This is a genomic window from Pseudomonas sp. DTU12.1 (genome assembly GCF_009873475.1).
GTDB lineage: Bacteria > Pseudomonadota > Gammaproteobacteria > Pseudomonadales > Pseudomonadaceae > Aquipseudomonas > Aquipseudomonas proteolytica.
The window spans coordinates 5402991-5428550 of sequence record NZ_CP045254.1; the positions used below are offsets into that span (position 1 = coordinate 5402991).

Consider the following 25560-nt stretch of genomic DNA (forward strand, 5'->3'; position numbering starts at 1 on the left):
ATCCAGATCAGAAAGCTACGTAGTTGCGCGGTAAATTCTTTCGGCTTGGCGCCCGGGTGCGTAGAGCATCGAAGAGTTCTACCTCAATGACCTTACTTTCGCCGCCCCTATCCACAACATCTGGGGAGCGCCTGTGGCCTCACTGAAAATCGGAATAAATTTTATAAATAACGCCGCACAAGCCGGCTTTTTATTTGCCCCGAATAAAGCGTCCCCAACAGCCTGACTACCCATCAGGCTAGACACCTCAAAAAAAGCAAAGAGCCGCACCCTCAAGCACGGCTCTCGCCATCTAACTAACAACGACAGCCCTATCGAGTCCCGCGCAAGCGCAACGCCGAGGGCATGAAGTACGAGTCTTCCGGAATCGGCTGCGCAAAGTCCACCGTCTGCGGCTCTTCGTTATCCAGGTTCTGCACGTAGTACCGCCGTGCCTGCAGGTCATGGAACACGTCCAATGCGCTCCAGGTAGTCGGCAAATCGTAGAAGTTTTTCAGGTAGGCCATCGACACCCGCCACAGTTCGCCACGGCCGTCGTACTGATCAACCACTGCCGCGCCCCAGCTGTCTTCATCAAGGTACAGCACGCGTTTGGAGTACAGGTGCCGCGCCGTTGGTTTGAGGGTGCCTTCGACTACCCACACGCGGTGTAGCTCGTAGCGGGTGTATTGCGGGTTGAGGTGGCCGACTTTGAGCAGGTCGGCGTATTTCACGTCGGCGCTGGCGAGTTTGTAGTTGTTGTAGGGGATGTAGATTTCTTTCTTGCCCAGCAATTTCCAGTCGTAGCGATCCGGCGAGCCGTTGAACATGTCGGTGTCGTCCGCCGTGCGCAGGCCATCGGAGGATGAGATCGGTGTGTCGTAGGCCAGGTTCGGTGCGCGGCGTACGCGGCGTTGGCCGGCGTCGTAGATCCAGGCTTGGCGGGCGTCTTTGATCTGGTCGAGGGTCTCGTGCACCAGGGTCGCACCACCGGCCAGGCGGGCCGGGCTTTTTACGAAGGTCAGGTAGTAGAACAGGATGTTTTTCAGGTCGGCGTATTGCCCGCCCTGGCGGTAGTAGTTGAACAGCCCCTCCTGCTGCGCCGTGACCAGGGCGAAGCTGCCGTTGCGTTGCACGGGCGCCTCCGAGGCGCGGCGCACGATGTAGGTGCCGCGGTAGCGGGTGATGTGGTTCCACAGTGCTTCCACGCCGTTTTGCGGAATGGGGAACGGCACGCCGCCAAAGGCATCTGCGAAGCCGGTACCACCGTCCAGCAGCTTGGCGCTGGTGGCGTTCTTGAAGGTGTTGTCATACACCCACTGCGGCGCCGAGCCGGAGCGTCGGCTCGGATAGATGGGCATCTGGAAGCTGTCGGGGTAGCTGTTGAACAAGGCGATCTCGCCCGCCGTCAGGTTGGCCTTGTACTGTTCCAGGTTGGCCTTGGTGATGGTGAACAGCGGTTTGTCACCGGCAAAGGGGTCGACGTGGTGCTTGCCCTTTTCATAGCCCTTGGGCGCCTGGGTGATACCGCCTTCCCAAGTCGGGATGGTGCCGGCGGCATTGCCCGCGCGCTCGGCGCCAAAGGGTGTGAGCTGGGCCTTGAGCTGTTGCGCATCTTGGGGCGAGAGCGCCGCAAGGGCATTGCCAGCGGCCAGGCCGAGGGCCAGCGCCAGGCCGGCGGTGAGCATTCGAGGTGTGTGGAACATGGCGAATCTCCAAAAGAACGAGGGCGGGCAACCGCCCTCGCGCCGCAGCATGGCAGCGGCTTACAGGAAGTACTTGAGGTTGAAACCGATGTTGTCGCGGTCGCGGATAACGTTGTTCTGGCCGCCACCAAAGAACTCGGTGTATTGCAGCTCGGCTTCCAGCTTGTTCTGGTAGTTGGCCTTGAGCCCCAGGGTGTAAGCCTTGCGGCCCTCGATGTAGTTGCCGGCCTGGTAGGAGTTGCCTTTGAAGTCGTCTTTGAAGACCACGTAGGGCGACAGGTTGACCCCGGCGTACACGTCGTTCCAGGTACCGTTGAACATCACCGTGTAGCTGTAGGAATCACGGCTGACCTGGTCATCACGATCACCACCCGACACATAGGAAGTGTTGCCGCTGCCCGCGTAGTAACGGGTGCTGCCATCGTAGGCCTGGTACTTCAGGCCACTGCCGCGCAGGTGCTCGGAGGCCAGTTCGAAGACGCCGAACAGCGAGTCGAAGCCCAGGCCCGGGCCGAAGTTATAGATGCTGCCCAAGGAGGTATTGAAAGCCTCTACGCGCTCGGAGTTGTCGATCTGGCTGTCGAGGTTGACCATCTGCCCGCCGACATTGATGAACTGCCCGCCCGCTGCCGCGCCGGCACCATTGGCCAGGTCGCCGATCAGGTCGTTGGTGGCGGCGACACCGATGGGCAGGTTCGGCCGGTAGGCCAGCTCGCCAAACACCGAGGCCTTGCCCAGGGTGGTGTTGAAGCTGAAGCCGTACATGCGGATATCTTCAGCGTAGCGCCGGTGCGCCTGGATGTTGCCCATCACGTCCACCGTCGCCAGGCCATTGGCCAGGGCCGCCGCCTGGCTGCCGGCCACCGACGACAGCATGCTGGTCAGGGCCGCCATGTCGATACCTTTGTAGCCCGCCAGGTTAGCGGCGATGGTCGGCTCCTTGGCGTGGTAGTTGACCAGGTACAGGCCGAACTCGGTGCTATTGAGCTCCTCGGCGATGTAACGGAAGGCGAAGCCGAACTGGCCATCGTTGCGCGCGTTGTAGTCCTTGCCGATCGACGCCACCTTGAGGGTGTTGCCGTAGGCCGGGGTCATGCCGTTGGCGTAGAGCCCGGTGCTGCGCAGCATGCCCCCGAGCATCGGGTTGTTGCCCAGGGCGTCGTATAGCCCGATGACGTTGCCGCCGATGGGCGTCGGGGTGTCGAGGGCGCTGCCGGTGAAGTTGTTGTAGCCGGTGCGGCCGCCATCGGCGAACAGGTCGCTCTGGGAGTAGAAGGTGCCGACCGGATCGATGCGTGTCTCCTTCCAGTTCCACTGGTAGAAACTCTCCATCGACAGGTTGTCGCTCAGCCCGATATTGAAGCTGATGGCTTCTACCGGCATCAGCACTTCCTTGACCTCGGCACCCGGCAGGCGGTACTTCGCCGCATCCACCGGGTTGGTGGTGTTGACCCCGCCGCGATAGAAGATGCCCTCGCCCCAGTTGAATACCTGGCGCCCCAGCCGGGCAGTCAGCGGCATCTGGCCAACGTCCCAGTTGCCGTAGACGTAGGAGTCGAGAATCTCCACGCGGCTACCGGCAATATCCCGGGTCTGGTCAGTGAAGTGGTTATCCTGGGGATGGCTCTGGCTGGGTTGCGATGGGCTGTTGTTGCGGTAGTAGTCGTTGCGCTTATCCATGATCTGGGTGTCATAGAACGCCGTGCCACGCACGAACAACCCGTAGTTCTGGTAGTTGGCTTCCAGCTCCGACGTGATCTTGTACACCTCGGAAACCAACCCGGTATCGAAGTTGCGATTGCCGTCGTTGGTGTTGACGTCGTCGTTGCCCTTGTCCCGCCCCTGGACCCGCCACAGGCGCCCATAAGACAGGGTACTGTCGAGCGAGCCGGTGACCTGCTTGTCCAGCAGGCTGAACTCCATGGCCTGCACGCCCCCGCTGCTGCACAGTTGCAGCAGGCCCACCAGGCCGACACCCGCCCCAGTGGATTTGATGGACCATTTACCCTCGGATCCCGAGCCTTGCGCGCGCACTGTCGTGCTCATTGCGGTCTCTCCCCTGCAATCTTTCTTGTTGTTATTGCACTGCGATGTGTTGTGGTTTCACTGCGCCGGGCGATCGAGGCCGGCCCGGACGTAGTTGCGGCTGTGGGCGCCAAAGTGGCGCAGCAACTGCACCAACTGCTCGTTGAGCCGGGCATGGTCGTAGCGCTCGACGGGCAACTGGTTGCCGGCACTGAAGCTCTGGGTTGCCCCGGGCGTGGCCAGCCACTGGCCGATGGCCTCGTCGAACGCCACCGCCTGGGCATCCGCCTCGGCGCTGACCACCTGGCGCAGGTAGTCCGTCGAATAGCCGGGGTAATCGCCGTCTTGGCGGGTGTCGGCATAGGCCGCCAGCATCGGGTTGTTCGCCCCCGTCAGCAGCAGGTGACGTAGCCAGGCAAACTGGTAGCGCTCCACCTCGTTGTGGCGCGTGGCGACACGTTCGATTGCCGCTCGCTTGTCGCTGTCATAGCCGGCCAGGGCCTTGCCTTCCATCAGCAGCATGCTGGTCAAATCGTCGCCCGGCAGCGTGGTGGCGTGATAGGGCTGGGTCAGGTCCTGCAGGTAGTGCATGCCCCAGCCGAGGAAGCGATAACCCCAGTAGGGATGGCCATTGGCGAAGGCAAAACGTGCCAGGCCGAAGTACTGGTAGGCGCGCCAGTCCGGCCAGTTGCGCAGCAGGAACGGCGCAGCGGCATACACCAGCGCGCTCTCGTGGAAGAACCCCATGTGGAACGGCGCCTGGGAGCTGTACTGGAAACGCGCATCGCCAAACGACTGCACGCCAAAGCCATATAACGCGCCGACGGCTCCCGGGTTATCGCTGAACAGGTTGATATCGTGGCCGTAGTCCGGCTCGTCGGCAGCGGTCGCCAGCACCGCCAGCGGCGCGACCTTCTGCCCCGGTTGCAGTTGGATAAAGCGCTGGCGATTCCACGGTGAGAGGGTTTGTTCGACCATCACGTCGGCCGCCTTGAGTTGCGGGCGCCCCGCCAGGTCTTCGCCGGGCATGGGCTGGATCACCTGGGCCAGGTGGATCTGTGGATTGACCCGCAGGGCCATGAGGAAGTCGCGGCGCAAATCGGCGCTGGGCTGGGGCGCCAGGCGCAGGTTAGCGGGGCGCGGCGGATAGTCGGGAAAGTGGCTGCGGGCGAAGTTTTCCTGCTCGTCCAACAGGGCCACCAGGCCAGCGTATTGCTGGGAAAGAAACTGCTCAAGCGTCTCGACCTGCACCTCGGGCGCCTCGCGCAACGCGGGCAAATCTTGCAGGGCCAGGTAGCTGCCCACGCTGTGATTGGACCAGGCACCGACCCCCGGCGACAGACTCCATAGCCCCAGGCACAGCAGCAACGACGGCAACTTCATGGCTTTACGCTCTTGTTGTAGATGCGTTCAGCCTAACAATCCGGGTATGCCGCGACACTGTCCGATCTTGCCAAAACGACTCACCAATAGCGCCACGTAGCGGGGTCTAATGCCCCTGTAGGAGCGAGCTTGCTCGCGAAGGACGTCAACGATAACGCGTGCTTGCAGGATAAACGCGGAGCTCTCAAGTTCTTCGCGAGCAAGCTCGCCCCTACAGGGGGGCCTACGCCGGGTAGCCGGTAATCTCGCGGATGCTCTGGTACAGCGGCTTGAGCTGGCGATACATGCGCAGGTAAACCTCGCGGTACAAACGGTCGTACATCTGTTGTGCCTCGGGTTGAGGCATGAAGACTTCGGCGGTGCGGGTCATGGCGGCGATGGCGGTATCAAAATCCGCGTACAACCCAAGCCCCACGGCACAGGCGATCCCTGCGCCCAGCCCGGACGCCTCATACACATGGGGACGCTCGGCGGGCAGGCCAAAGATATCGGCGGTCAGTTGCATCGCCGCGTCGCTCTGGGAGCCGCCACCGGCCACGCGCAAGCGCGTGATCGACAGTTTCGAACGACGCTCGATACGCTCTTTGCCCTGGCGTAGCGCATAGGCCAGGCCCTCAAGAATCGCCCGGTAGATATGGGCCCGGGTGTGCACATCGCCAAAGCCGATCATCGCCCCCTTGGCCTCCACCCCCGGCTCGCGGATGCCGGGCGACCAGTAGGGTTGCAGGGTCAGCCCCATGGAGCCAGGTGGCACAGCGTTGACCAGTGCATCAAACAACTGTTCCGGCTCCAGGCCCTGCTCGCGGGCCTGTTGCATTTCCCGCAGGCCGAATTCGTTTTTGAACCAACTGACCATCCAGTAGCCGCGATAGATCATGACTTCGCAGTTGTAGTGATCGGGAATCGCCGCCGGGTAAGGCGGGATCAGCGGGACAATTTCCAGGTAGCGCGAGCGAGTGGTGGTGATGGTCGCCGTGGTGCCATAGGACAGGCACGCGGTCGTCGCTTCCACCACGCCGGAACCAAGCACCTCGCAGGCCTTGTCGGAGCCGGCGGCTATCAGTGGCAACCCTTCCGGGATGCCGGTATGGCGGCTGGCCTCGGCGGTGATGCGGCCCAGCTCTTCCCCCGGTTTGTACAGGCTCGGCAGTTGTTCCGCACGCACCGCCAGGGCCTGCCATTTCCAGTCCCGGGGGGCGGCCCAGCGCAGATGCTTGAAGTCGAAAGGCAAGTAGCCCACGCAACAGCCCACCGAGTCGACAAAACGCCCGGTCAGGCGATGGCTGAGAAACCCCGAGAGCAGCAGGAACTTGTCAGTGGCAGCCCAGATATCCGGCTGATGCTGGGCGATCCAATTGGCCTCGGCCTGGGCGCGGAAGTAGTCCACCGTGGCCTCGGCCCCCACCAGTTTGAACAGCCAACCCCAGGGCCCCTTGATCCCGCCCTCCGGCTCGCACTGGCGCTGGTCGAGCCAAAGGATGGCCGGCCGCAGCGCCTGGCCCTGGGCATCGACATTGATCAAGGTGCCGCGCTGAGTGGTCAGGGATACGCCACGGATCAGACTGCGGTCGATGCCGGTCTGCGCCCACAACTGCTGGCAGGCCTCCCCCAGTTTGCGCCAGTAATAGTCCGGGTCCTGCTCGGCCCAGCCGGGCTGGCTGGAATAGTAGGCCTGCAACTCGACCTTGCCTTTGCCCAACAGGTTGCCCTGCAGGTCGAACAACAGCGCACGGACACTCTGGGTGCCGTTGTCGATCGCCAGCACATAGTCTTTGCCGGGGGTGTTGTTATCCACGAAGCTCTCTTTTTTCATGAGGCACTCTTCAGATCGAGGCGCAAGGGACGCTGTGATGGCGTTGCCAGAGTTGCAGGTAGCGCTGCTGTTCCTGTTCCCAGCGCGTGTCGTCCCAACCCAGGCGAGGCTGGCATAGCCGACGGATGTCCGCCAGGTAGTGGGCAGCGCCTTCGGCCAGTAGCAAGCCGAGGCGCGTGCGCCGCAGTAGCAGGTCGTCCAGGTGCAAAACCATCTCGGTCTCGGCGGCAAACGCCAGCTCCGCCCAGAGGGTATCGCTGGCGCCCACACAATCACTGCCCAGGCTGTTGATCAGGCTGGCCAGGCGCGGCAAATCGCGGCCATGACGCCCGGCCAGGCGCCGCACGCCGGTGTCGCTCAGCCCGGGGATCGCCTGCAACGGTACGGCCTGGAACACCGGCGCGCCGTCATCTTCCAGAGGTTTGCCGAGCATCCCGGCACAGGCCCGCAACACCTCAATGGCCTGGGGCCGGAAGGTGGTCAGCTTGCCTCCCGCCAAGGTCACGCAGCCGGGTTCCTGCCACAGCACGTGCTCGCGGGTTTCATTCGATGGCTTGGCCTGGGAGTCGGCGGCGCCCACCACCGGGCGCACCCCGGACCAGGTGCACAGCACGTCCGCCGCCGTCACTTGGGCCTGGGGAAATGGCTGGGCGCAGGCTTCCAGCAGGTAGTCGAGTTCATCAAAGGTGATGCTCGCACCAAGGTCCAGATCCTCGCGGTGATCCAGGTCTGTGGTGCCCACCACCGTGGCCCCTTCCCACGGAAAGACAAACACCGGGCGGCCGTCGCGCCGGTGCATGAAACTGAAGGCATGGGCCACCGGCAAGCGCCAGCCCGGCAACAACAGATGGCTGCCACGCAAGGGCCGCAACTGGCGCTGCCCCCCGCCCGGTTGCAGGCGTTCAGCCCAGGCACCAGTGGCCACCGCCAGCACCGCGCAGCGCACGTGCATAACCGCGCCGCCCTCAGTGTCCTCGACCTCGACCCCACACACTCGCTCGCCGTCGCGCAACACCTGGCGCACCCGCAGGCCATTGAGCGCCCAGGCGCCATCGGCACGGGCCTCGGCCAGCACGCGCATGACCAGCCGCGCATCGTCGGTCAGCGCATCGCGAAACTGCGAAGCCCCCAGCAGCCCCGGCTCCTTCAAGCCCGGTGCCAGATAGCGCAGTTGCTCAGGCTTGTGGAACTGCCGACTGCGACAACCGGCCAGGGCGTCATACAGGCGCAGCAAACCGCCGAATACCCGCGGCCCGGGGAACCCGCCGCGATAGTGCGGCATCAGGAAACTCATGGGGTCCACCAACCCCGGTGCTTCGCCCATCAAGCGTTGGCGCTCGCGCACCGAATCACGGGCCAGGCGCCACTGGCCCTTGGCGATGTAGCGCAGGCCACCATGAACCATTTTCGACGAGCGGCTGGAAGTGCCCCAGGCAAAATCCCGCTGCTCCAGCAACAGGCAGCGCCAGCCGCGCCGGGCCGCCTCGCGCAGGATCCCGGCGCCGCTGATGCCGCCGCCGATCACGATCAGGTCCCAGGTTTCACTCGCCAGTTGCGGCAGCGCGGCCTCGCGCCATTGGGCATTCCAGTCATTGCTCATGGGCCTAGTCTTCCAGCAGCGTGCCGGGGTTGAGGCGCCCGGCCGGATCAAAATGCCGGCTCAGGCTGTGCAGCGCTGCCATCGCCAACTCGCCCTTTTCCCTCGGCAGGTAGGGCGCGTGGTCCTTGCCCACGCCATGCTGGTGGCTGATGGTGCCGTGGTTTTCGACGATGGTGCGGCTGGCCGCCTGCTTCAGGGCCTTCCAGCGTTCGAGGGTGGCCGGGTAGTCCGCCGCCGGGCGGAACACATAGCTGGTGTAGATGCTCGACCCTTCGCCATAGACGTGGGACAGGTGGGTGAACACATGGACCCGCTCGCCCTCGGCCGCCAGGCAATCGCGCAGGCTGGCCTCGATCGCGTGCAGCAAGGCATCGACATGGCACCAGTCGGTCGCGGTCTCCAGGGTGTCGACCACGTAGCCGGCCTGCCAGAGGTTCTCCCGCAGGTAGGGGAAGCGAAAGCGGTTCTGTTGCCATTTCTTGCCCAGCAGGGTGCCGGTGAACACGCCGCCAAAGGCCTTCAGATGCTGGCGGGCCTGGCGCAACGACAGGGCATTCTGCCGACGATTGCCGGTGACACCGAAGGTCAGCAGGCACTTGCCCTCGCCAGCGCCACGCAGCGCCAGGTAGCGCTCCAGCCAGGCGATTTGGTTGGGGTGGCCGGCCAGCGCCAGCTGAGTCTGGGTTTCCATGGCATTGGACAGGCGCAGCATCGACAGCGGCACCCGTGCCTGCACCAGTTGCCGAATGGCCTGCAGGGCCCGGGGCCAGTCCGGCAGGAACACGCCATAGAAGCGTTCATCCTCGGGCAAGGCGCTGACCCGCACCTTGACCTCGGAAATGATGCCGAAACGTCCTTCACTGCCCAGCACCACTTCCCGCAGGTCGGGGCCGGCGGCCGACGCCGGGAAGCTCGGGATCGCCAGGGGCCCGGCGAACGTTTCCAGGGTGCCGCCGGCGAACAGTTGCTCGATCCGCCCATAGCGCAGCGATTGCTGGCCGCTGGAGCGACTGGCGACCCAGCCGCCCAGGGTCGACAGTTCCCAGGACTGCGGGAAGTGCCCCAGGGTGTAGCCTTTGGCCCGCAACTGGCTCTCCACCTGGGGGCCACTGGCACCAGGGCCGAAGGTGGCAATAAGGCTTTGCTCGTCCAAGTCGAGCAGGCGATTCATATGGGCCAGGGACACCGTCAGCACCGGGCGCAAGGACGCCGGCGGGTTGATATGCCCGGCCACCGAGGTGCCACCGCCATAGGGAATCAGGCACAGGTCGGCACTGTCGGCCAGGGCCAGCAACTGGCGGATCTGCTCGACGCTTTCCGGCAGGGCCACCCCATCCGGATACTGGCCCAACGTCCCCTCACGCAGGGCCAGCCAGTCCGGCAAGCTCTGGCCCCGGGCATGCATCAGGCGGTCACGGGGCTCGATGCTGTAAAGCGGATGGGGCGCCAGGCGCGAGGCGGGAACCCTGGCCAGGGCGCTGTCCAGGCTGGCGTCAGGCAGGGTGTGACCCTCGCCCAGTCGCTCGCGCAAAAACGCCGCCCCATGGGCCGGCATCTCCATCTGCGTGGTTTCTTCGCCCCAGCCGTTCCAGCGTCGCATGCGTGTTTCTCCCAGCAGATCGTGTGATTTTCAGTCCACCCATACTAATCAGCCGGCGCAAGCTGTCACGGTCGCATCAGGACAAATGGAGTAGCCAATTGGGTCAATCGGTCCATTACCCGATGTCGCCACGGGAGCATTTACTTTAGCCACGGTTTCAAATTACCTTGCCAGCCATCGAAGCGCGCAAGGTAATGCCGCCGGCAACACCCCCGCCAGGAACCCGATCATGCAGACACTCGGCTCGACCTCAGTCCCTCCTCTGCTGAAATATCTGCGCCATGCCGAACAACTCGGCGTAGCGACCGCCCCCGCCCTGGCGGCGGCCGGGATCACTGCCGGCCAACTGGACGACAACAGCCTGCGCCTGCCCGTGCACGTCCACGAACGCCTGCTGGAGTATTTCTGCGAACACTCCGGGGACCTACTGTTCGGGCTCAATTCGGCACGTTTCGTGTTGCCCAACTCGTGGAGCGTGCTGGGTTACATCACCATGAACTGCGCCACCCTGGGCGAGGCGATGAACCGCATCATGCCGTTCGAAAAGCTGGTGGGCGACATGGGCACCAGCCGCGCGGAGATGGTCGGTGAGCAGGTTCGGCTGATTTGGAACTGCCGCCACCAGCAGCCACGGATCCGTCGGCATATGGTCGAGAACGTGCTGGCGTCCTGGCTGGTGTATGCACGCTGGATCGCCGACGCCGAACTGTCGCCCAGCCAGGTGCTGCTCGAACACCCTTTGCCGGACGGCGCGCAACTGAGCCAATACGAGGACTTCTTCGGTTGCCCGGTGCTCTTCGAGCAACCCTGCTCGGCCCTGGTAGCGCCGTTGAGTTACCTGCAAACGCCCCTGCGCCAGGCCGATGCGCAACTGCTGCGGACCCTGGAAGAACACGCCCTGGGCCTGATGGCCTCGCTGGACGACTCGACCCTGGCGCTACGGGTGAAGAACGCCCTGCGCCAGTTGCTCAAGGAAGGCCTGCCGCGCAAGGAACAGGTGGCCGAGCAGTTCGCCATGTCGGTGCGTACCTTGCAACGCCAGTTGCAGCAGGCCGGCACGTCCTACCAGCAGATCCTCGACGACTTGCGCCAGGAACTGGCCGAGCACTACCTGCTGCACAGCGACCTGCCGATCCAGGACATCGCCCAATATTTGGGCTTTACCGAACCGCGCTCGTTCCACCGCACCTTCAAGAGCCGCACCGGCATGCCGCCGGGCGAGTATCGGCAGACTCACCGCGCCAGCTGAAACAGCGCAGATTACAGGCGGTCGAGCCCCAACCCCTCAATCAAATCCTCCCCCGCCTCGTCCGCCCGCCACCGCCGGCTGGATATGCGCATGGTGTAGCGCCGCCGATACTCTGAAGGCGTCAGCCCCGTAGTGCGCAAAAACAGGCGGCGAAACGCACTGGCGTCCTGATAACCGCAGTACTCCATGACTTCCGTCAGATCGATCAAGGTCACTTCCAGCAATTGCTTGGCCCGTTCAACCCGCAGGCGGTGCAGGTAGTCCAGGGGCGTCATGCCTTCCACCTCTTTGAAGTGCCGCAGCAAGGTCCGCGGGCTGGCGGTCGCGGCCTCGGCTACCGCGTCCAGGCTGTAGGGTGTCTGAATATGCTGCTGCAGCCATTGCTTGGCGCGGAACACTACGCTGTCGCGGGTTTTTACCGAGATGCCGGGGAAGTTCAGGCTGGAATGCTCAAAACGCATCGGGTGGTAAAGCAGGCCGTTGGTGGCGATCTGGGCCATTTCTTCGCCGGCGAAGTGACGGATCAATTCCACCATCAGGTCGCAGACCGCCGCAGGGGCTCCGGCAGTGAATACCGGCCCGTCGACTACCACCGGGCCTTCCATCGCCAATTGCACGTTAGGAAAGGCGGACGCAAACCAATTGGCAATCATCCAGGTGACGGTTGCGCGCCGGCCATCCAGTACCCCTGCACGCGCAAGCAGCACGGCGCCGTTAAAACTGGCAGCCACCACACGCCCTTGGGCGTGATACCGCGCAATGCAGTTCAACTCGTCGGTGCATTGAGCAAGAACCTGGTTCAGGTCCGGCACGCTTCTCATCTGCACGCCAGGCACAAACAGGACCGTCTGCGAGGGCCGCAGGGTTTTGCGGCCGGGACTGGGCGGGCGCATTTCCGACAGCCAGTCCGGAAGTGGCAGTTCATTGCCCGCCGCATCGATCAAGCGCCAGTGGAAAAACGCCCCGCGCTTATCCGGGTTGCGCAGCTGCCAGAGGTTGTTGAAGGTGCGCAGCGTGTCGATAACGCTAAACAGCGTGCCAGCGAGATTGTGCGGGCCATGCAATAAATCGACGCGGACATTCATGGGCTTACCTGGCGATATTGGATTTATGGTTGGCGATATTAGCCCTACGCCTCATAAAAACCAGCCCTGGCACTGCGCTGACTTGTGGCGATGAAGCTTGCCCCCTCGACAAAGCTCAGCAGATCCCTGGTTTTTTCTTGGCGATATTAGCTCTATTGCTGTCGGTATTCGCCGTATTACCGCAATCGCTTCGACGCTAGACTGAAAAACACCTGGCCTCAGCAAGAAAAAAAACAAGGGTATCAGTCAGTGAAAACAACAATAAGAAACGCCTGGGGAAGTACCGGCAAGCCAGTGGCTGCAGGGTTGGCCACGACCTTGCTCAGTGCGGGTATCAGCGCTCCAGTCAGCGCAGGGGAGCTGGTGTTCAGTGACCTCAAGTCAGGGCTGGGTAACGGCATGCAATGGCAACATGAAGACACGCGCCTGCAGGTCAAAGGCGCCCTGGCCCTGGGCACGGTACGACGCATGGACGACCCAAGCCACCGCCTGACCAGCGCCGAATACGGTATGAACCTGTTCAACGACGGCAACCTCAACTACAAGCGCGGCGATGCGGTTTCTACGTCTGCCGAAGCCTACCTGCAAGCCGATCTGAGCCACCGCAACCTCGGGGTTTTCGTCAGCGCAAAGGGTTGGTACGACTATACCCAGAAACACCAGGACGTCGACCACGGCAGCGTCCCCAACGGCTATCGCTCGGGAGAACCACTCAGTGACTCGGGGTTCGATTCCCTGGCGCGCTTCTCCAATGCGCTGTTCAACGATGCCTACGTCTACGGCAACTTCCAGCCTGGCGGGCATGACCTGCTGGTGCGCCTGGGCGACCAGGCGATCCCGTGGGTCACGCCCACCACCATCAGCGGTGGCCTGCAGGCGGTGAACGCGTTTGACTGGGCGGCGGCACGCCGGGCCACCTCGATTGCCGAAGCCCGCACCGTGCCAATGCCGACCCTGTACGCCAAGCTGGCCCTGACCGAGAACCTGTCGGTGGATGCGTTCAACCAGTTTGAATTGCGCCCCAGTGCCTACTCTGGCTGCGGCACATTTCTGTCGACCAGCGACTACGCCCAACCGGGCTGCAACCAATTCATCCTTAACGGCAGCGTGATGAGCGCGATCGCCGGACGGCCGATCTACACCAGCGATGGCCAGGCCCTCAACAATCCCCTGGACTACGTGGCCCGCGGCCCGGACCATCGCCCAGGCAACAATCAATTCGGCGCCAGCCTGCAGTATTTGTGGAAGGACGTCGGGTTGTTCGGTTTGTATTTCGCTGACTACAGTAGCCGCGAAGCGCTGACCCAAGTGGTGCGCACCGGCCCTGGCGTACTGACGCCACCGGCCGCGAACGTGGGGCAGGCAACGCCAACTGGCGTGGCGGCTTATTATCAGCGCGCCTATCCAACCCGCATTCGCCTGTATGCCCTCAACTTCAAGACGCGGCTACCGGGCGGCACCGGGATTTATGCCGAATACAGTTACCGCCCCAATCAACCGATTGCGTGGAACGGCGCCGACTTTATTGCCGGGCTGCTCGCCGGCAGCGGCCCCCTGGGCTACCTGTCCAAAACCCCGACGGGCTACCTGGCAAGCGGCTACGACCGCTTCCACGTCAGCCAATTGAATCTGGGCGCCAGCCACCCTTTTGGCCAGGTGTTGGGCGGCGCGATGAAGCTGTCCGCAGAAGCCGGATTGAAATACGTACACGACCTGCCCGACACCGAGCAGATCCGTTATGGCCGCCCCGGTTTCGGCAGCGCGCCCTACGGTAAAGCCGCGAAGTGCACAGGCCCGGCGGCCAGGTGCGCGGATGACGGGTTTATCACGCCATTTGCCTGGGGCACCCGCGTCAAAGGCGAAATCAACTACAGGAATGTGTTGCCCGGGCTGGACGTGACGCCGTCGCTGACACTGGTCTACGACATCAAGGGGCATGCCTATGACGGGGTATTTTCCGAGGGCCGCTACGCACAAATACTCGGTGTGCGCGGCGATTACAAAAGCACTTACACCTTCGATCTCAGCTACCTGAACACCGGTGGCGGCGATTACAACCTGGTGGCAGATCGCAGCCTGTTAGAGGCCAGTGTCGGCATTCGCTTCTAGCACTCCCCTTAAAACAAGGCCATTTCCATGCGTTCATTGACCGATAGCCGACGCCCGCTCGTAGTTGCCCTGCTGATGACAGTGGTGATTATCAGCGTGCTGGACAAGACCATTTTCGCCTTCGCCGGCCCGCAGATCATTGATGAGTTAAAGCTCACGCCAGCGCAGTTCGGCTTTATCAGCAGCGCGTTCTTTTTTCTCTATTCGATCTCGGGGGTGCTGGTGGGTTTTCTTGCCAACCGCATGCCGAGCCGCTGGATTCTCTCCGGCATGGCCCTGGTGTGGATGACCGCACAATTGCTCGCGGCCCTGTCCACCAGTTTCTTTACCCTGTTGGCCAGCCGCGTCCTGCTCGGCGCCGGTTGCGGCCCGGGCACGGCGGTGACCCAACACGCCTGCTTCAAGTGGTACACCAGCCGCGAGCGGGTGCTGCCGGCGGCGCTGATTCAGGTTGCGATCATGCTCGGTGCGATTGCCGGTGCCGTGGCGCTGCCCAAGTTGATCGAGCAGTACGGCTGGCGCACGGGCTATGTGCTGCTGGCCGGTGTCGGCCTGGTGTGGCTGCTGCTGTGGCAACGGTATGGCCGCGAAGGCCAGCATGACGATACACGGGACACCCAGGGCGACCTGCTGCCTACGCTGCCCTACAAGCGGCTGTTGCTCAACCGCACGTTTGTCTGCATTACCTTGGTTGCGTTCTGCAGCTACCTGCCCAATGCCTTGCTCTACAGTTGGTTGCCCACCTACCTGCAAAGAGGCCTGGGCATGACGCCGATGCAATCGGGCTACCTGGTGCTGGCCACCACACTGGGGGTGATCTTTATCAACCTGCTGGTTTCCAGCCTGGCGCAACGCGCAATGAAACGCGGCGCCAGCATCCGCAAGGCGATGGTCGTGCCGCCCCTGCTGGCTTGCCTGGTCGCCGCCGTGACCTACATCCTGATGGGTTTTACCAACACCAGCCTGACCGTGACCCTGGGCTTTTTTCTGCTCGGCAGTATTCTCCTCAACCTGCTGTCGGCCTTCGGTTTCAGCATCGTTGCCCACATCGCACCGGCTCGCCAACGCGGGAGCATGCTGGCGATCCATATCGCCCTGCTGACCACCGCCGGCATGCTCGCGCCCGTGCTGGTCGGGCAAGCCATCGGCTGGCAGAACGGCGACCTGGTGCGTGGCTTCGAACTGGCCATCGGCCTGTTTGGTATTGCCCTGCTGGTGTTCAGCCTGCTTGGGCTTGCGCTGATCGACCCGGAACGCAGTCGCCGCGCACTCACGGCCAGCATTCCCGACGCAGGTTCTGCGGCCATCAGCCCGGCATAAGCCGCGCAGCGGCGGCCCCACCACCTTGATCGCTGCGCGCAGCGCCCAGCACGACTGCCAATAGGGAACACCCGATGGACTTATCCTGCTTTTCACAAAGCTACGCCGAAGCTCGGCAAAAATTCCTCCAGGCCTGCGCAAACGCCGGCCTGGAGGTCCAATCCCATCCTCACCCGTTGCCGGGCAGCGATGGCGAGGAACTGGCCCTGGACGTGGCGCTTGCAGGCTCGCCCACGGCCACCAACCTGCTGGTCCTGAGCAGCGGTGTGCATGGCGTGGAAGGTTTCTGCGGCTCGGCCGTGCAGGTCGATCACCTGCGCAACCGCGAGTGGATGCAACACGGCCAGCGCCAGGACCTGGCGGTGCTATACCTGCATGCGATCAACCCCTACGGCTTCTCCTGGCTGCGCCGGGTCAACGAAGACAATGTCGACCTCAACCGTAACTTCATTGACTTCGCGCAACCGCTGCCCGACAACCCTGACTACCACGCCCTTGCCCCACTGCTGCTGCCGCGACGGCAACCACCCACCCTGCTCAGCACGTTGGGCCTGGCCGGATACGCCCTGCGCCATGGCAGCAAAGCCCTGCAGTCAGCCATTACCCGCGGCCAACACAGCCACGCGGATGGCCTGTTTTTCGCGGGCACCTCACCGACCTGGAGCAATCAGCAACTGCGCCAGATTATCCGTCGCCTGGGCAACCACTGCCGGCGCATCGGCTGGATCGATGTGCACACGGGGCTAGGTCCGTGTGGCGTGGGTGAGCGGATCTACAAAGGGCTCAACCACCCCGGCGATATTGCACGGGCGCGAAGCTGGTGGGGCGCGCAGGTCACGACCAGCGCAGACGGAACCTCCTCGTCGGCCATGCTCAACGGCACCCTGGACCTGGCCGTGATGGAGGAATGCCCCCACGCGCAATACAACGGCTTGACCCTGGAGTACGGCACACAGCCGGGGCCACGGGTGCTGTCGGCCCTACGTGCCGATCACTGGCTGCACACCCATCCGGATACGGCACACGCCCGGCGAGTGCAGATCAAGCGCCAGTTGCGCGATGCTTTCTACATCGATACCGAGCGCTGGAAACGCCAGGTACTGGAACAAGCCCGCGAAGTGACGGCGCTGACCCTGCGCGGTCTTGCCACACGCCTTGAATGACAAAAATACCCACTATCGGTGGGGTACCCACTCAAACCACAGAGGATGTTCATGATGAGTGCCTATTTGGTGCAAGCGTTAAAAGAGGTCATGCAAAAGATCCAGGCCCGTCTCGACCAGCATCAGGATCAGGTCGTCGCCACACTCAACCAGGTGGCGACTGGCGAACTGCAGATGACCGAGACGCTCAGCCCCCAGGAGCAGGAAAGCGCCCGGGGGCTGTTCGGCTGGGTGGCCCAGGAGGGCCCGCAAAAGGTGTTTGCCGCGATCCAGCCAATCTTGGCCGACCCTGCCAAGTTGAGCGCGGGCGTCACCTTCGATGACCTCATCAACGGCCCGCGGTTCGGGATCATCCCCCCTGCTCTCAAGCACATTGACCTGCGCGGCCTGACCCGGCTCGCGGTCCTGCTGGCCAGCTACGTTTTCTATGAGCAATTCCACTACCCGCAGGCAGAAACCGGGGTGTACGACATCTCGGGCAAGCCCTTCCAAAAACTCAAGTGGCTTTATCGCTACTGGTTCAATCAACTTGAGGTGGCCGAGAAAGGCTCGGGGCTGGAGGAGCTGTTTGAGTCGCAGGCGTTCAACTTCTTCAACCTCAATCAATCGCCGCTGGACCCAGGCTTCGGCTACCCACCTTTGCGCTCGGTCACGGTGTCATGTGCCGGAGACCTGCTGGCGGTCGATGTCCTGACCCCGGAAAACACCCCGCACCTGTTCGATGACATCACGGACTTCTACAGCACCGCAGACATCGTCAGCGCCAACCTGGAATCGACCGTTGACCGGCACAGTGAACTGGGACGCTATCAGGCCAAGGGGCAACCGGCCAAGATGAACACCTCCGAGGCGATGTTCCGCAAGTTCCGTGATGAGGCGAACATCAACTTCTTCAGTACCGCGACCAATCACGCCCTGGACTGGGGTGAACAAGGCGTACTCGCCACCCTCGATGTACTGAAAAAATCCGGCGCCTACTATGCCGGCACTGCCGCCAGCCAGGCCGAGCAGGATGACGTGGTGGTGGTGGAGAAAAACGGCATCAAGGTTGCCCTGCTGGCCTATACCTTTGACCTCAATGGCCGCGACCCATCGCCTGACAAGGCGTACCTGGCCAACGTGGTGCGCTTCAACGATGTAAACCCGGCGCCCGACTACTCACTGATCGAAAAACAGGTCGCCCGTGCCAAAGCCAAGGGTGCGGACTGGATCATCGCCTACTGCCACTGGGGCTGGGAGTTCGAGATGTACCCCCACGTCAATATCGTGGAAGCCGCACGCAAGGTGATTGCCTGCGGTGTAGACACGATCCTCGGCAACCATGCCCATGTCAGCCAGCCCGCAGAACTTATCCCGCGCCCTGGCAAGCAGGATGCGCTGGTGATCTACGCGTTCGGCGACTTCGTCAGTTACCACCCCGAAAGCCGTAACTCAAAACTGGCCTACACCCTCAAATTCAGCATCGGGAAATTCCTGGGGGTTACTCGCCTGTTCAACGTCAAGGCACTGCCTATCTACATCGTTAACGAAAGATTGGATGACAAGCGTTTCAACTGCCGCATCGTCAAGTTCTTCGATGTGCTGGAGAACCCGGATGGCTACGGGCTGACCGAACTGGAGAAGAGCCAACTGCCCCATCTGCGGGACAAGGTGTGGAACGAGATCCTTTCGCCACTTTCCAGCCTCCCGGACTGATGGGAGCAACAGCGCCAAGCCTGCCTTGAACCGCAGGCTTTTTTGTCGCGGGCCTTGACTCTCCCCTATACGGCAGACCCTACGCTGAACATCACTCCTTTCAGGACTTCCCCCGTGGTTCAGCGCACCCTGGTCATCCTTGGCCACTCCTCCAGCACCAGCTTCTGTTCGGCCCTCGCCGAGACCTACCTGCAGTCGGCCCGAAACGCCGGCCATGAGGTGCGCATCCTGCGCCTTGGCGAGTTGGTTTTCGACCCGATCCTGCACCATGCCTATCACCAGACCCAACCCCTGGAGCCCGACTTGCTCGGCGCCCAATCCGACATTCTGTGGGCGACACATCTGACGTTCGTGTTCCCCATCTGGTGGGGCGGTGTTCCGGCCTTGTTGAAGGGGTTCATCGAGCGGATTTTCCTTGCCGGCTTCGCCTTCAAATACCGCAAGGGCAAAGCGTTCCCCGACAAGCTGCTGCAAGGCCGAACCGCTCACCTGCTGGTGGCCCTGGATACGCCGCCGTGGTATTACCGCTGGTTCTACCGCATGCCCGGCGTGCACCAGATGCGCAAGACCACCCTTGAGTTTTGTGGCATCAAGCCGACCAAGACCTTAATGTTCGGGCCTGTGCTGGGCTCTACCGCAGCGCAGCGCGACAAGTGGCTGAAAAAGGCCGGCACACTCTTTTAGGAAAGGATCTGCATGTACATCGGTAAAGCCGCGCAGCTGTCAGGTACGACAATCAAGGCCATTCGTCACTATGAGGACATCGGCTTGCTGCCACCGCCACAACGCGAGGGGCGGTATCGGGTTTACTCGGCGCAGAGCGTGGAGCTGCTGACGTTTATCAAGTGTGCGCAACAGCTGGGTTTCAAGCTCAAGGAGTTGCAGGAGATTCTGCACGGGCACCGTGGCGATGAGCTGCCATGGCAGCGCGCCAACCAGGCGATAGCGCAAAAGAAGCGCGAGTTGATGACGCAGATCGAAGCCCTGCAACAGGTGCATGCAGGGCTGGTGGCGTTTGAGGGCAGCCTGGAGCAGGCCCAGGGTCAGTGCCAGTTTGCACGGCTGGTGGAAACCGGCACTGCGCGCAACAGCTAGTTCAGCAGATCGCCCCATTTGTTTTGCAGGGCGCGCTCTTCGGCCAGGATTTCCCGCGTCATGGCGTCAACCCAGCGCTGGGCAAAACCGTTGGCTGGACCCCAAACCCGAGGCCCAGCAGATTGTGGTGAAAAACCTGCAGGAGCTGACGCCTTGGCTATATGACTAAAAAGCGGCTTTTGCCAATCAGCAGCATCGCCGTCTCATGTGGGCATAAGCGGCGATCCCACCTAGTAAATTCTCCCTGCACGTAAGCCCATTCTGATTTAACAGACCACACCTCCAACCGCCCTTTTCCTGCGGCATTCTCCGACGCCTTTCTTTTGCAGAGACGTCATGGATGCCAGCCCCTGCCCCTGATTCATCGCCCATCGACCTGATCGAATACGAGCTGAATGGCTTTCACCAGAGCCTGGCGGTATATCGCCAGCAAGTCACCAGCTGGTACGCGCAGGCCCTGGACAAGGCCAGCCATGCCGCGGACTTGCCGGCGTTACTGGGCATGGAGCGGGTGCTGCGGGTCGGGGATTCCCAAATGTCGGTGAGCATGACCGACAGCGATTTTGCTTCCAGTGTTGCCGTGTGTCCGGCAGGCGGTGAGCTGAAGATCGAGAGCAAGTTCGAGTCGGTGTATGACGTGCCGCTGGGCAATCTCCAGGTGCAGGTGATTGGCCTGGATGACGGCAGTTCCACGTTTATCCAACTGGATGAACAGGGTCAGGCCTCCCATCACTGCGTGGCCGGCGGGCGCTATCAGGTGCGTGTGCAGGGTGGGGTGTCGGCGGCGCAGGTCGAGGCGCTGTTTGCGTCCTACGACGGTTTGACCGCTGAGCTGGAAGCCTGGCTGCGCAAGGAGTGGAGTGGGTTCAAACCGCACTGGCAGGCCTCCAGCGCGAGCGCCATTGGCAGTGGGATATTGGCCGGGACCTGGTCAGCCATTTCCGGGGTGTGGGACAGCGTGTCGTTGGTGCAGGACATCCTCAAGGACCCGGCCAAGCACATCGAACGCCTCGGCACCCAGGCCGCCGAGTTGGCGGCCCTGGCGCATGAGGCGCCCCAGGTGATGGAACAGGCGATGTTGCTGGCCAGCGACGAGGCGGCGCTGTACCTGATGCTGCGCACGGCGATGATCTGGCTGTCGGCGTTGCCGCCCAGCCAGGTGGCGGGGAAAACCGCCGAGGTGATTGCCGGCTTTGCCGTGTCGCTGCTCATTGATTTGCTGATTGCGCTGGTGCTGACCATTGCCCTGCAAGGTGCCGGGATCGCGTATCTGGGGCTGCGGCTGGCGAAGTATGGAGCGCAGGTGGTTGAGCTTGCGGTGGGCTTCGTCAAAGGCGTGTTCGACATCCTCAAGCGTTTTACGGCGGCGGTGGATCGCTACAAGGCGGTGGCCGTGCGCGGCGTCGTCGGCGGCTTACAAAAAGGTGGCCTGCAGATGCACTGGGGGGCTCGGCGCAATACCACGCTCAAGCAAATTGAAGCGGTGGACGACGCACCTTCCTCCGCGAAAAACCCCAACGGCGCAGCCAGCGCCAGCGCCGATAAAACCGCGACCCATGGCTGCCCGGTGTCCATGGTCACTGGCGAAGAACTGCTGACCCTGACCGATGGCGAGTTGCAGGGCGTACTGCCATTTGCCTGGACGCGGCTGTATCGCACCAGCGCCGTGGAGGTGGATAGCGGGTTGGGCTTTGGCTGGAGCCATTCCCTGGCGCAGCGGCTGGAAGTGGCCGGCGAGTCAGTGGTGTGGACTGACCACGAGAACCGCAGCACCACCTTTCCCCTGCCCACCGTAGAGCGACCAGCCATCAGTAATAGCCTGGCTGAAGCAGCGATTTATCTGGGGGCGGCGTCGGATGAGTTGGTGCTGGCTCAAGGGGCACGGTTCTACCACTTCCAGGGCGGTGTGCTGACGGCGATCAGCGATCGGTATGACAACCGCCTGCGCATTTCCCGCGATGGGTTGGGGCGGATTCTGCGCCTGGATAACGATGCCGGGCGGGCGCTGCTGTTGCGCTATGAGCGCGGGCACATCGTGGCGGTGGACTACCAGGTGTTTCGCGTGGAAAGCGAAGCGGATGACGCCTGGGTGACTGAGCAGAACGTCGTTTCCTACCGCTACGACGAACAGTGGCGACTGGTTGAGGCGACCAATGCTGTAGGCGAAAGCGAGCGCTATCAGTACGACAGCCTTGCGGTGATCACTGAGCGGCAGTTGGCCGGTGGGGCGAGTTTCTTCTGGGCGTGGGAACGGTCTGGCAAGGCGGCGCGCTGTGTGCGGCATTGGGCCAGTTTTGCGCAGATGGATACGCGCTATGTCTGGGGTGACGACGGCCGCGTCACCCTGCTCAACGCCGATGGCAGCCAGGAAGTGTATGTGCATGACCCACGCGCACGCCTGGTGCAGCGGGTTGATCCGGACGGCGGCGAGCATTTCAAGTCTTACGACGCACAGGGCCGGCTGACGGTTGAGCAGGATCCCCTCGGCGCGATTACGGCCTATCAGTACGACGAGGCTGGGCGCTTGGTGGCGCTGTTTCCGGGGGATGACGAGCCTACCGCCTACGAGTATGAGCATGGTTTCGTACGGGTCATGCGCCGGGGTGCGGCGGTCTGGAAGTACCAGCGTAATGATCAGGGCGATATCACACGCAAAACCGATCCAGATGGAAACGTTACTGAGTACAGCTATGACAAGCGCGGGCAGCTTTTAGCGGTTTGGCATCCGGACCACAGCTGTCAGCGCCTGACGTGGAATGACCTTGGGCAGTTGGTTGCGGAACAACTGCCCAATGGCGGCGTGCGGCGTTATCGCTACGACGCTTTGGGCCGGCAAATTGCCCGTGAAGATGAACACGGCGCGTTGACCCACTATCACTGGGACGCGGTAGGCCGACTGCTCAAGGTGGTATTGCCGGGCGGCGCCACCCGCGAATTGAGCTACAACCCCTACGGAAAAGTCACCGCCGAGCGCGATGAACTGGGGCGTGTGACCCGGTATGAATATGCCGACGGACTGCACCTGATCAGTCGTCGGATCAACCCCGACGGTTCTCAACTCAAGTACCGCTACGACAACACCCGCCTGCTGCTGACCGAAATCGAAAACGAGTCAGGCGAGCGCTATCAACTGGCGTACCACCCCAACGGCCTGATCCAGCAGGAAACCGGCTTCGACGGCAAACGCACCGCCTACGTCTACGACCTCAACGGCCACCTGCAGGAAAAAACCGAGTTTGGCGACGATGACCGTCAGCTGATTACCGCCTACCAGCGCGATAACGCCGGGCGCCTCATCCGAAAAACCCTGCCCGATGGCAGCACGGTGGATTACACCTACGACCGCCTTGGCAATCTCCTAAGCGTCGACGACGGCCACTGGCCGCTGCACTACGAATACGACAGCCAGAATCGCCTGACCGCTGAACACCAGGGCTGGGGCACCTTGCGTTACGGCTACGACAGCTGCGGCCAACTCGACCACCTGCGCCTGCCCGACAACAACCACCTGGCCTTCAACCACGACAAGGGCGGCCACCTCGCCACCGTTGACCTCAATGGCCGCACACTCACCTCGCACCTGTTCAAGGCCGGCCGCGAGCAGCAGCGCCAGCAGGGCCACCTGCTGAGCCACTACCACTACGACGACCAGGGCCGCCTGGCCCAACACGAACACCGCCACGGCCTTCGCCGCTACACCTACGACCCAGCCGGCAACCTCACCCGCCTGCTCGACACCCGCAAGGGCCAGCACGACTACCACTACGACCCCCTCGACCGCCTGACCTGCGCCGACCACTCGCAAGACGTGCAAGAACGCTTCGCCCACGACCCGGCGGGCAACCTGCTGATGCAAGACCGCCCAGGCCCCGGCATCGTCGTCGGCAACCGCCTGTTACTACAAGGCGACCGGCATTACGACTACGACGCCTTCGGAAACCTCATACGCGAACGCCGCGGCCGCGCGCAGCAACTGGTTACCGAATACCGCTACGACTGCCAGCACCGCCTGATCGGCATCACCCAACCGGACGGCAGCCAGGCCAGCTATCGCTACGACCCGTTTGGCCGGCGCATCAGCAAAACCGTGGCGGGCAAGACCACCGAGTTTTTCTGGCAAGGCGACAAGCTCATCGCCGAACACACCCATGGCCAGCACCGCAGCTACCTCTACGAGCCTGACAGCTTCAGGCCACTGGCCTTGCTCGACGGTTTCGGGCCGGCCAATACACAGGTCTTCCACTACCAACTCGACCACCTGGGCACGCCGCAGGAACTGACCAGCGCGGACGGCAAAATCGTTTGGTCTGCCCATTACCAGGCCTACGGGAAAATCACCCGGTTGGATGTAGGCACGGTCGACAACCCACTGCGCTTTCAGGGGCAGTATTACGACCGGGAAAGCGGGCTGCATTACAACCGGCATCGCTACTACAATCCGGACAACGGACGCTACCTGACCCCCGACCCGGTGAAGTTGGCGGGTGGGGTGAACGGATATTTGTATGTGCCCAACCCAACGGGGTGGGTGGATCCGTTGGGGTTGGTATGTAAACCTACAGATTGCCCTCAGCTAAACGCCAAAAAAGAGTGGCAGTTAAACTCCAACGTTGATCTTGACTGGCGTAAACAAAGCGGTAGTGCCTATGAACAAATGCATAAAGGCTTAAATGAGGCATTCCACCGCACAGGTATCCCCAAGCACGATTACAGCGTGACCAAGTGGGGAAAGGATAAATACGGAAAGTCATTTCCAACCGAGTGGCGTGTACAGAAAGGACCAAACAGGGGAACGGAAGTCAACATTGACGACCCAGTACTGGTTTCTAGCAAACAGGGTCCTCAATCACCTCATATTGGTTACCAAACTGCCGGAAAAAGGACAGATGGTGGTGCAGTAAGAGGGCATATACTCCTAGAATCACTTCCAGTTAGCCGCTCAAGAATCGGAGCACCGTAATGAATTACCTAGAAGAAGAACTAGACGAAGTTCTAAAAACACTGAAGATCACCTCAAAAAAACTCAACCCGGAAGAACTTGAAACATTAATACTTAATTTAACAAAAAAATACTTTAAAACTGAAAAAAATGTACTAGACCCACTCGACTTCAATGAGAAACACACCGAACACAACCCCGACTTTTGGAAGCAAATACCAGAACGCATAAAAAAAACCGAACTTACTCTTTTGGTTTTTGATACTGACTATAGAGGATGGAAACTCAAAAATGCACACGACCTAGCACTAGTCATAGGGGAAACAACTGGCTATCCGTTCTGGCTTACCGATCAGGACCTATCGTTTTTAGTTCACTTGGATGACCATGATTGCGTGCTATGGGCTTAAAAGCAAAGCACCCAACCGGACGGATTTATTTGATAGCGGGTCAGCGCAACAATAGATCCGCCATTGACGCGCCCACCCCCACTGAGTCTAGTGCTTATATGAAAAGTGCGATGAGCGGTGAACACTTACGGCCATTGTACGCGCACTGCACTAAATAGACCCGCCGTTCACACACAGCGCATACGGACTTCTAATATGAAACCACCACCAAAACTTTCAACCATCAAAAGCCTGTTATTTACATACAGCTTTGATAATTACGACGACCCCGAAAGGGAGCGATTTATTGTTTCAAAAAACGTTAATGACGACAAAGAACTTTCAGAGCTATTCTGACAAACTGACGAAACCTGAGTTTCTTAATTACAAAAAAGAAGAAAGAGAATGGT

General features: G+C 61.8%; 15 protein-coding genes and 1 pseudogene. 9 read left to right on the plus strand and 7 right to left on the minus strand.

Annotation, left to right across the window (positions count from 1 at the left end; genetic code table 11):
- Nucleotides 1–311: 311 nt before the first annotated feature.
- From GDV60_RS23950 to GDV60_RS23975, 6 genes are all read right to left on the minus strand, one after another.
- Nucleotides 312–1685: a DUF1329 domain-containing protein gene (locus tag GDV60_RS23950; RefSeq protein ID WP_029292296.1), complete on the minus strand. Its 1374-nt coding sequence runs from the start codon at nt 1683–1685 to the stop codon at nt 312–314.
- Nucleotides 1686–1745: 60 nt separating this feature from the next.
- Entirely contained in the window at nt 1746–3731 is a 1986-nt protein-coding gene (locus GDV60_RS23955) for a DUF1302 domain-containing protein (RefSeq protein ID WP_159908929.1), read from the minus strand.
- A gap of 57 nt (nt 3732–3788) precedes the next feature.
- A complete protein-coding gene (locus GDV60_RS23960) occupies nt 3789–5093 on the minus strand; it encodes a phospholipase (RefSeq protein ID WP_159908931.1) in 1305 nt (434 codons plus the stop codon).
- Nucleotides 5094–5316: 223 nt separating this feature from the next.
- Nucleotides 5317–6906 (minus strand): FGGY-family carbohydrate kinase, encoded by a 1590-nt coding sequence (locus GDV60_RS23965; RefSeq protein ID WP_050492741.1) that lies wholly within the window; start codon nt 6904–6906, stop codon nt 5317–5319.
- A gap of 10 nt (nt 6907–6916) precedes the next feature.
- On the minus strand, nt 6917–8506 hold the full coding sequence (locus GDV60_RS23970) for a glycerol-3-phosphate dehydrogenase/oxidase (RefSeq protein ID WP_159908932.1): 1590 nt from the start codon (nt 8504–8506) through the stop codon (nt 6917–6919).
- Between the two features lie 4 nt (nt 8507–8510).
- Entirely contained in the window at nt 8511–10106 is a 1596-nt protein-coding gene (locus tag GDV60_RS23975; protein WP_159908934.1) for an FAD-binding oxidoreductase, read from the minus strand.
- A 229-nt stretch (nt 10107–10335) separates the two neighbouring features.
- Here GDV60_RS23975 and GDV60_RS23980 point away from each other — a divergent pair, with 229 nt between their 5' ends.
- Nucleotides 10336–11355, plus strand: a complete 1020-nt coding sequence (locus GDV60_RS23980) for an AraC family transcriptional regulator (protein ID WP_159908936.1) — start codon at nt 10336–10338, stop codon at nt 11353–11355.
- Between the two features lie 11 nt (nt 11356–11366).
- Here GDV60_RS23980 and GDV60_RS23985 read toward each other — a convergent pair whose 3' ends face one another.
- Complete coding sequence (locus tag GDV60_RS23985) at nt 11367–12440, minus strand: GlxA family transcriptional regulator (protein WP_159908938.1); 1074 nt, start codon at nt 12438–12440, stop codon at nt 11367–11369.
- A gap of 249 nt (nt 12441–12689) precedes the next feature.
- Between GDV60_RS23985 and GDV60_RS23990 the strand changes: the two genes are divergently transcribed.
- The 8 genes and pseudogenes from GDV60_RS23990 (at nt 12690) to GDV60_RS24025 (ending at nt 25171) form a co-directional block, all read left to right on the plus strand.
- Entirely contained in the window at nt 12690–14549 is a 1860-nt protein-coding gene (locus GDV60_RS23990; RefSeq protein WP_256679345.1) for a DUF1302 domain-containing protein, read from the plus strand.
- A 27-nt stretch (nt 14550–14576) separates the two neighbouring features.
- On the plus strand, nt 14577–15869 hold the full coding sequence (locus GDV60_RS23995) for an MFS transporter (protein WP_104910985.1): 1293 nt from the start codon (nt 14577–14579) through the stop codon (nt 15867–15869).
- Nucleotides 15870–15943: 74 nt separating this feature from the next.
- Complete coding sequence (locus tag GDV60_RS24000) at nt 15944–17032, plus strand: M14 family metallopeptidase (RefSeq protein ID WP_159908940.1); 1089 nt, start codon at nt 15944–15946, stop codon at nt 17030–17032.
- A gap of 54 nt (nt 17033–17086) precedes the next feature.
- Nucleotides 17087–18727: a CapA family protein gene (locus GDV60_RS24005; RefSeq protein ID WP_159908942.1), complete on the plus strand. Its 1641-nt coding sequence runs from the start codon at nt 17087–17089 to the stop codon at nt 18725–18727.
- 114 nt (nt 18728–18841) lie between these two features.
- A pseudogene (locus tag GDV60_RS24010) lies at nt 18842–19437 on the plus strand (NAD(P)H-dependent oxidoreductase).
- Complete coding sequence (locus GDV60_RS24015; RefSeq protein WP_104910988.1) at nt 19424–19822, plus strand: MerR family transcriptional regulator; 399 nt, start codon at nt 19424–19426, stop codon at nt 19820–19822. The pseudogene GDV60_RS24010 and the gene GDV60_RS24015 overlap by 14 nt, the downstream one beginning before the upstream one ends.
- A gap of 340 nt (nt 19823–20162) precedes the next feature.
- Nucleotides 20163–24782, plus strand: a complete 4620-nt coding sequence (locus GDV60_RS24020; RefSeq protein WP_159908946.1) for an RHS repeat-associated core domain-containing protein — start codon at nt 20163–20165, stop codon at nt 24780–24782.
- Nucleotides 24782–25171, plus strand: coding sequence for a hypothetical protein (locus tag GDV60_RS24025; protein ID WP_159908948.1), 390 nt, complete (start codon nt 24782–24784; stop codon nt 25169–25171). Before GDV60_RS24020 ends, GDV60_RS24025 begins: the two co-directional genes overlap by 1 nt.
- Nucleotides 25172–25560: the final 389 nt, after the last annotated feature.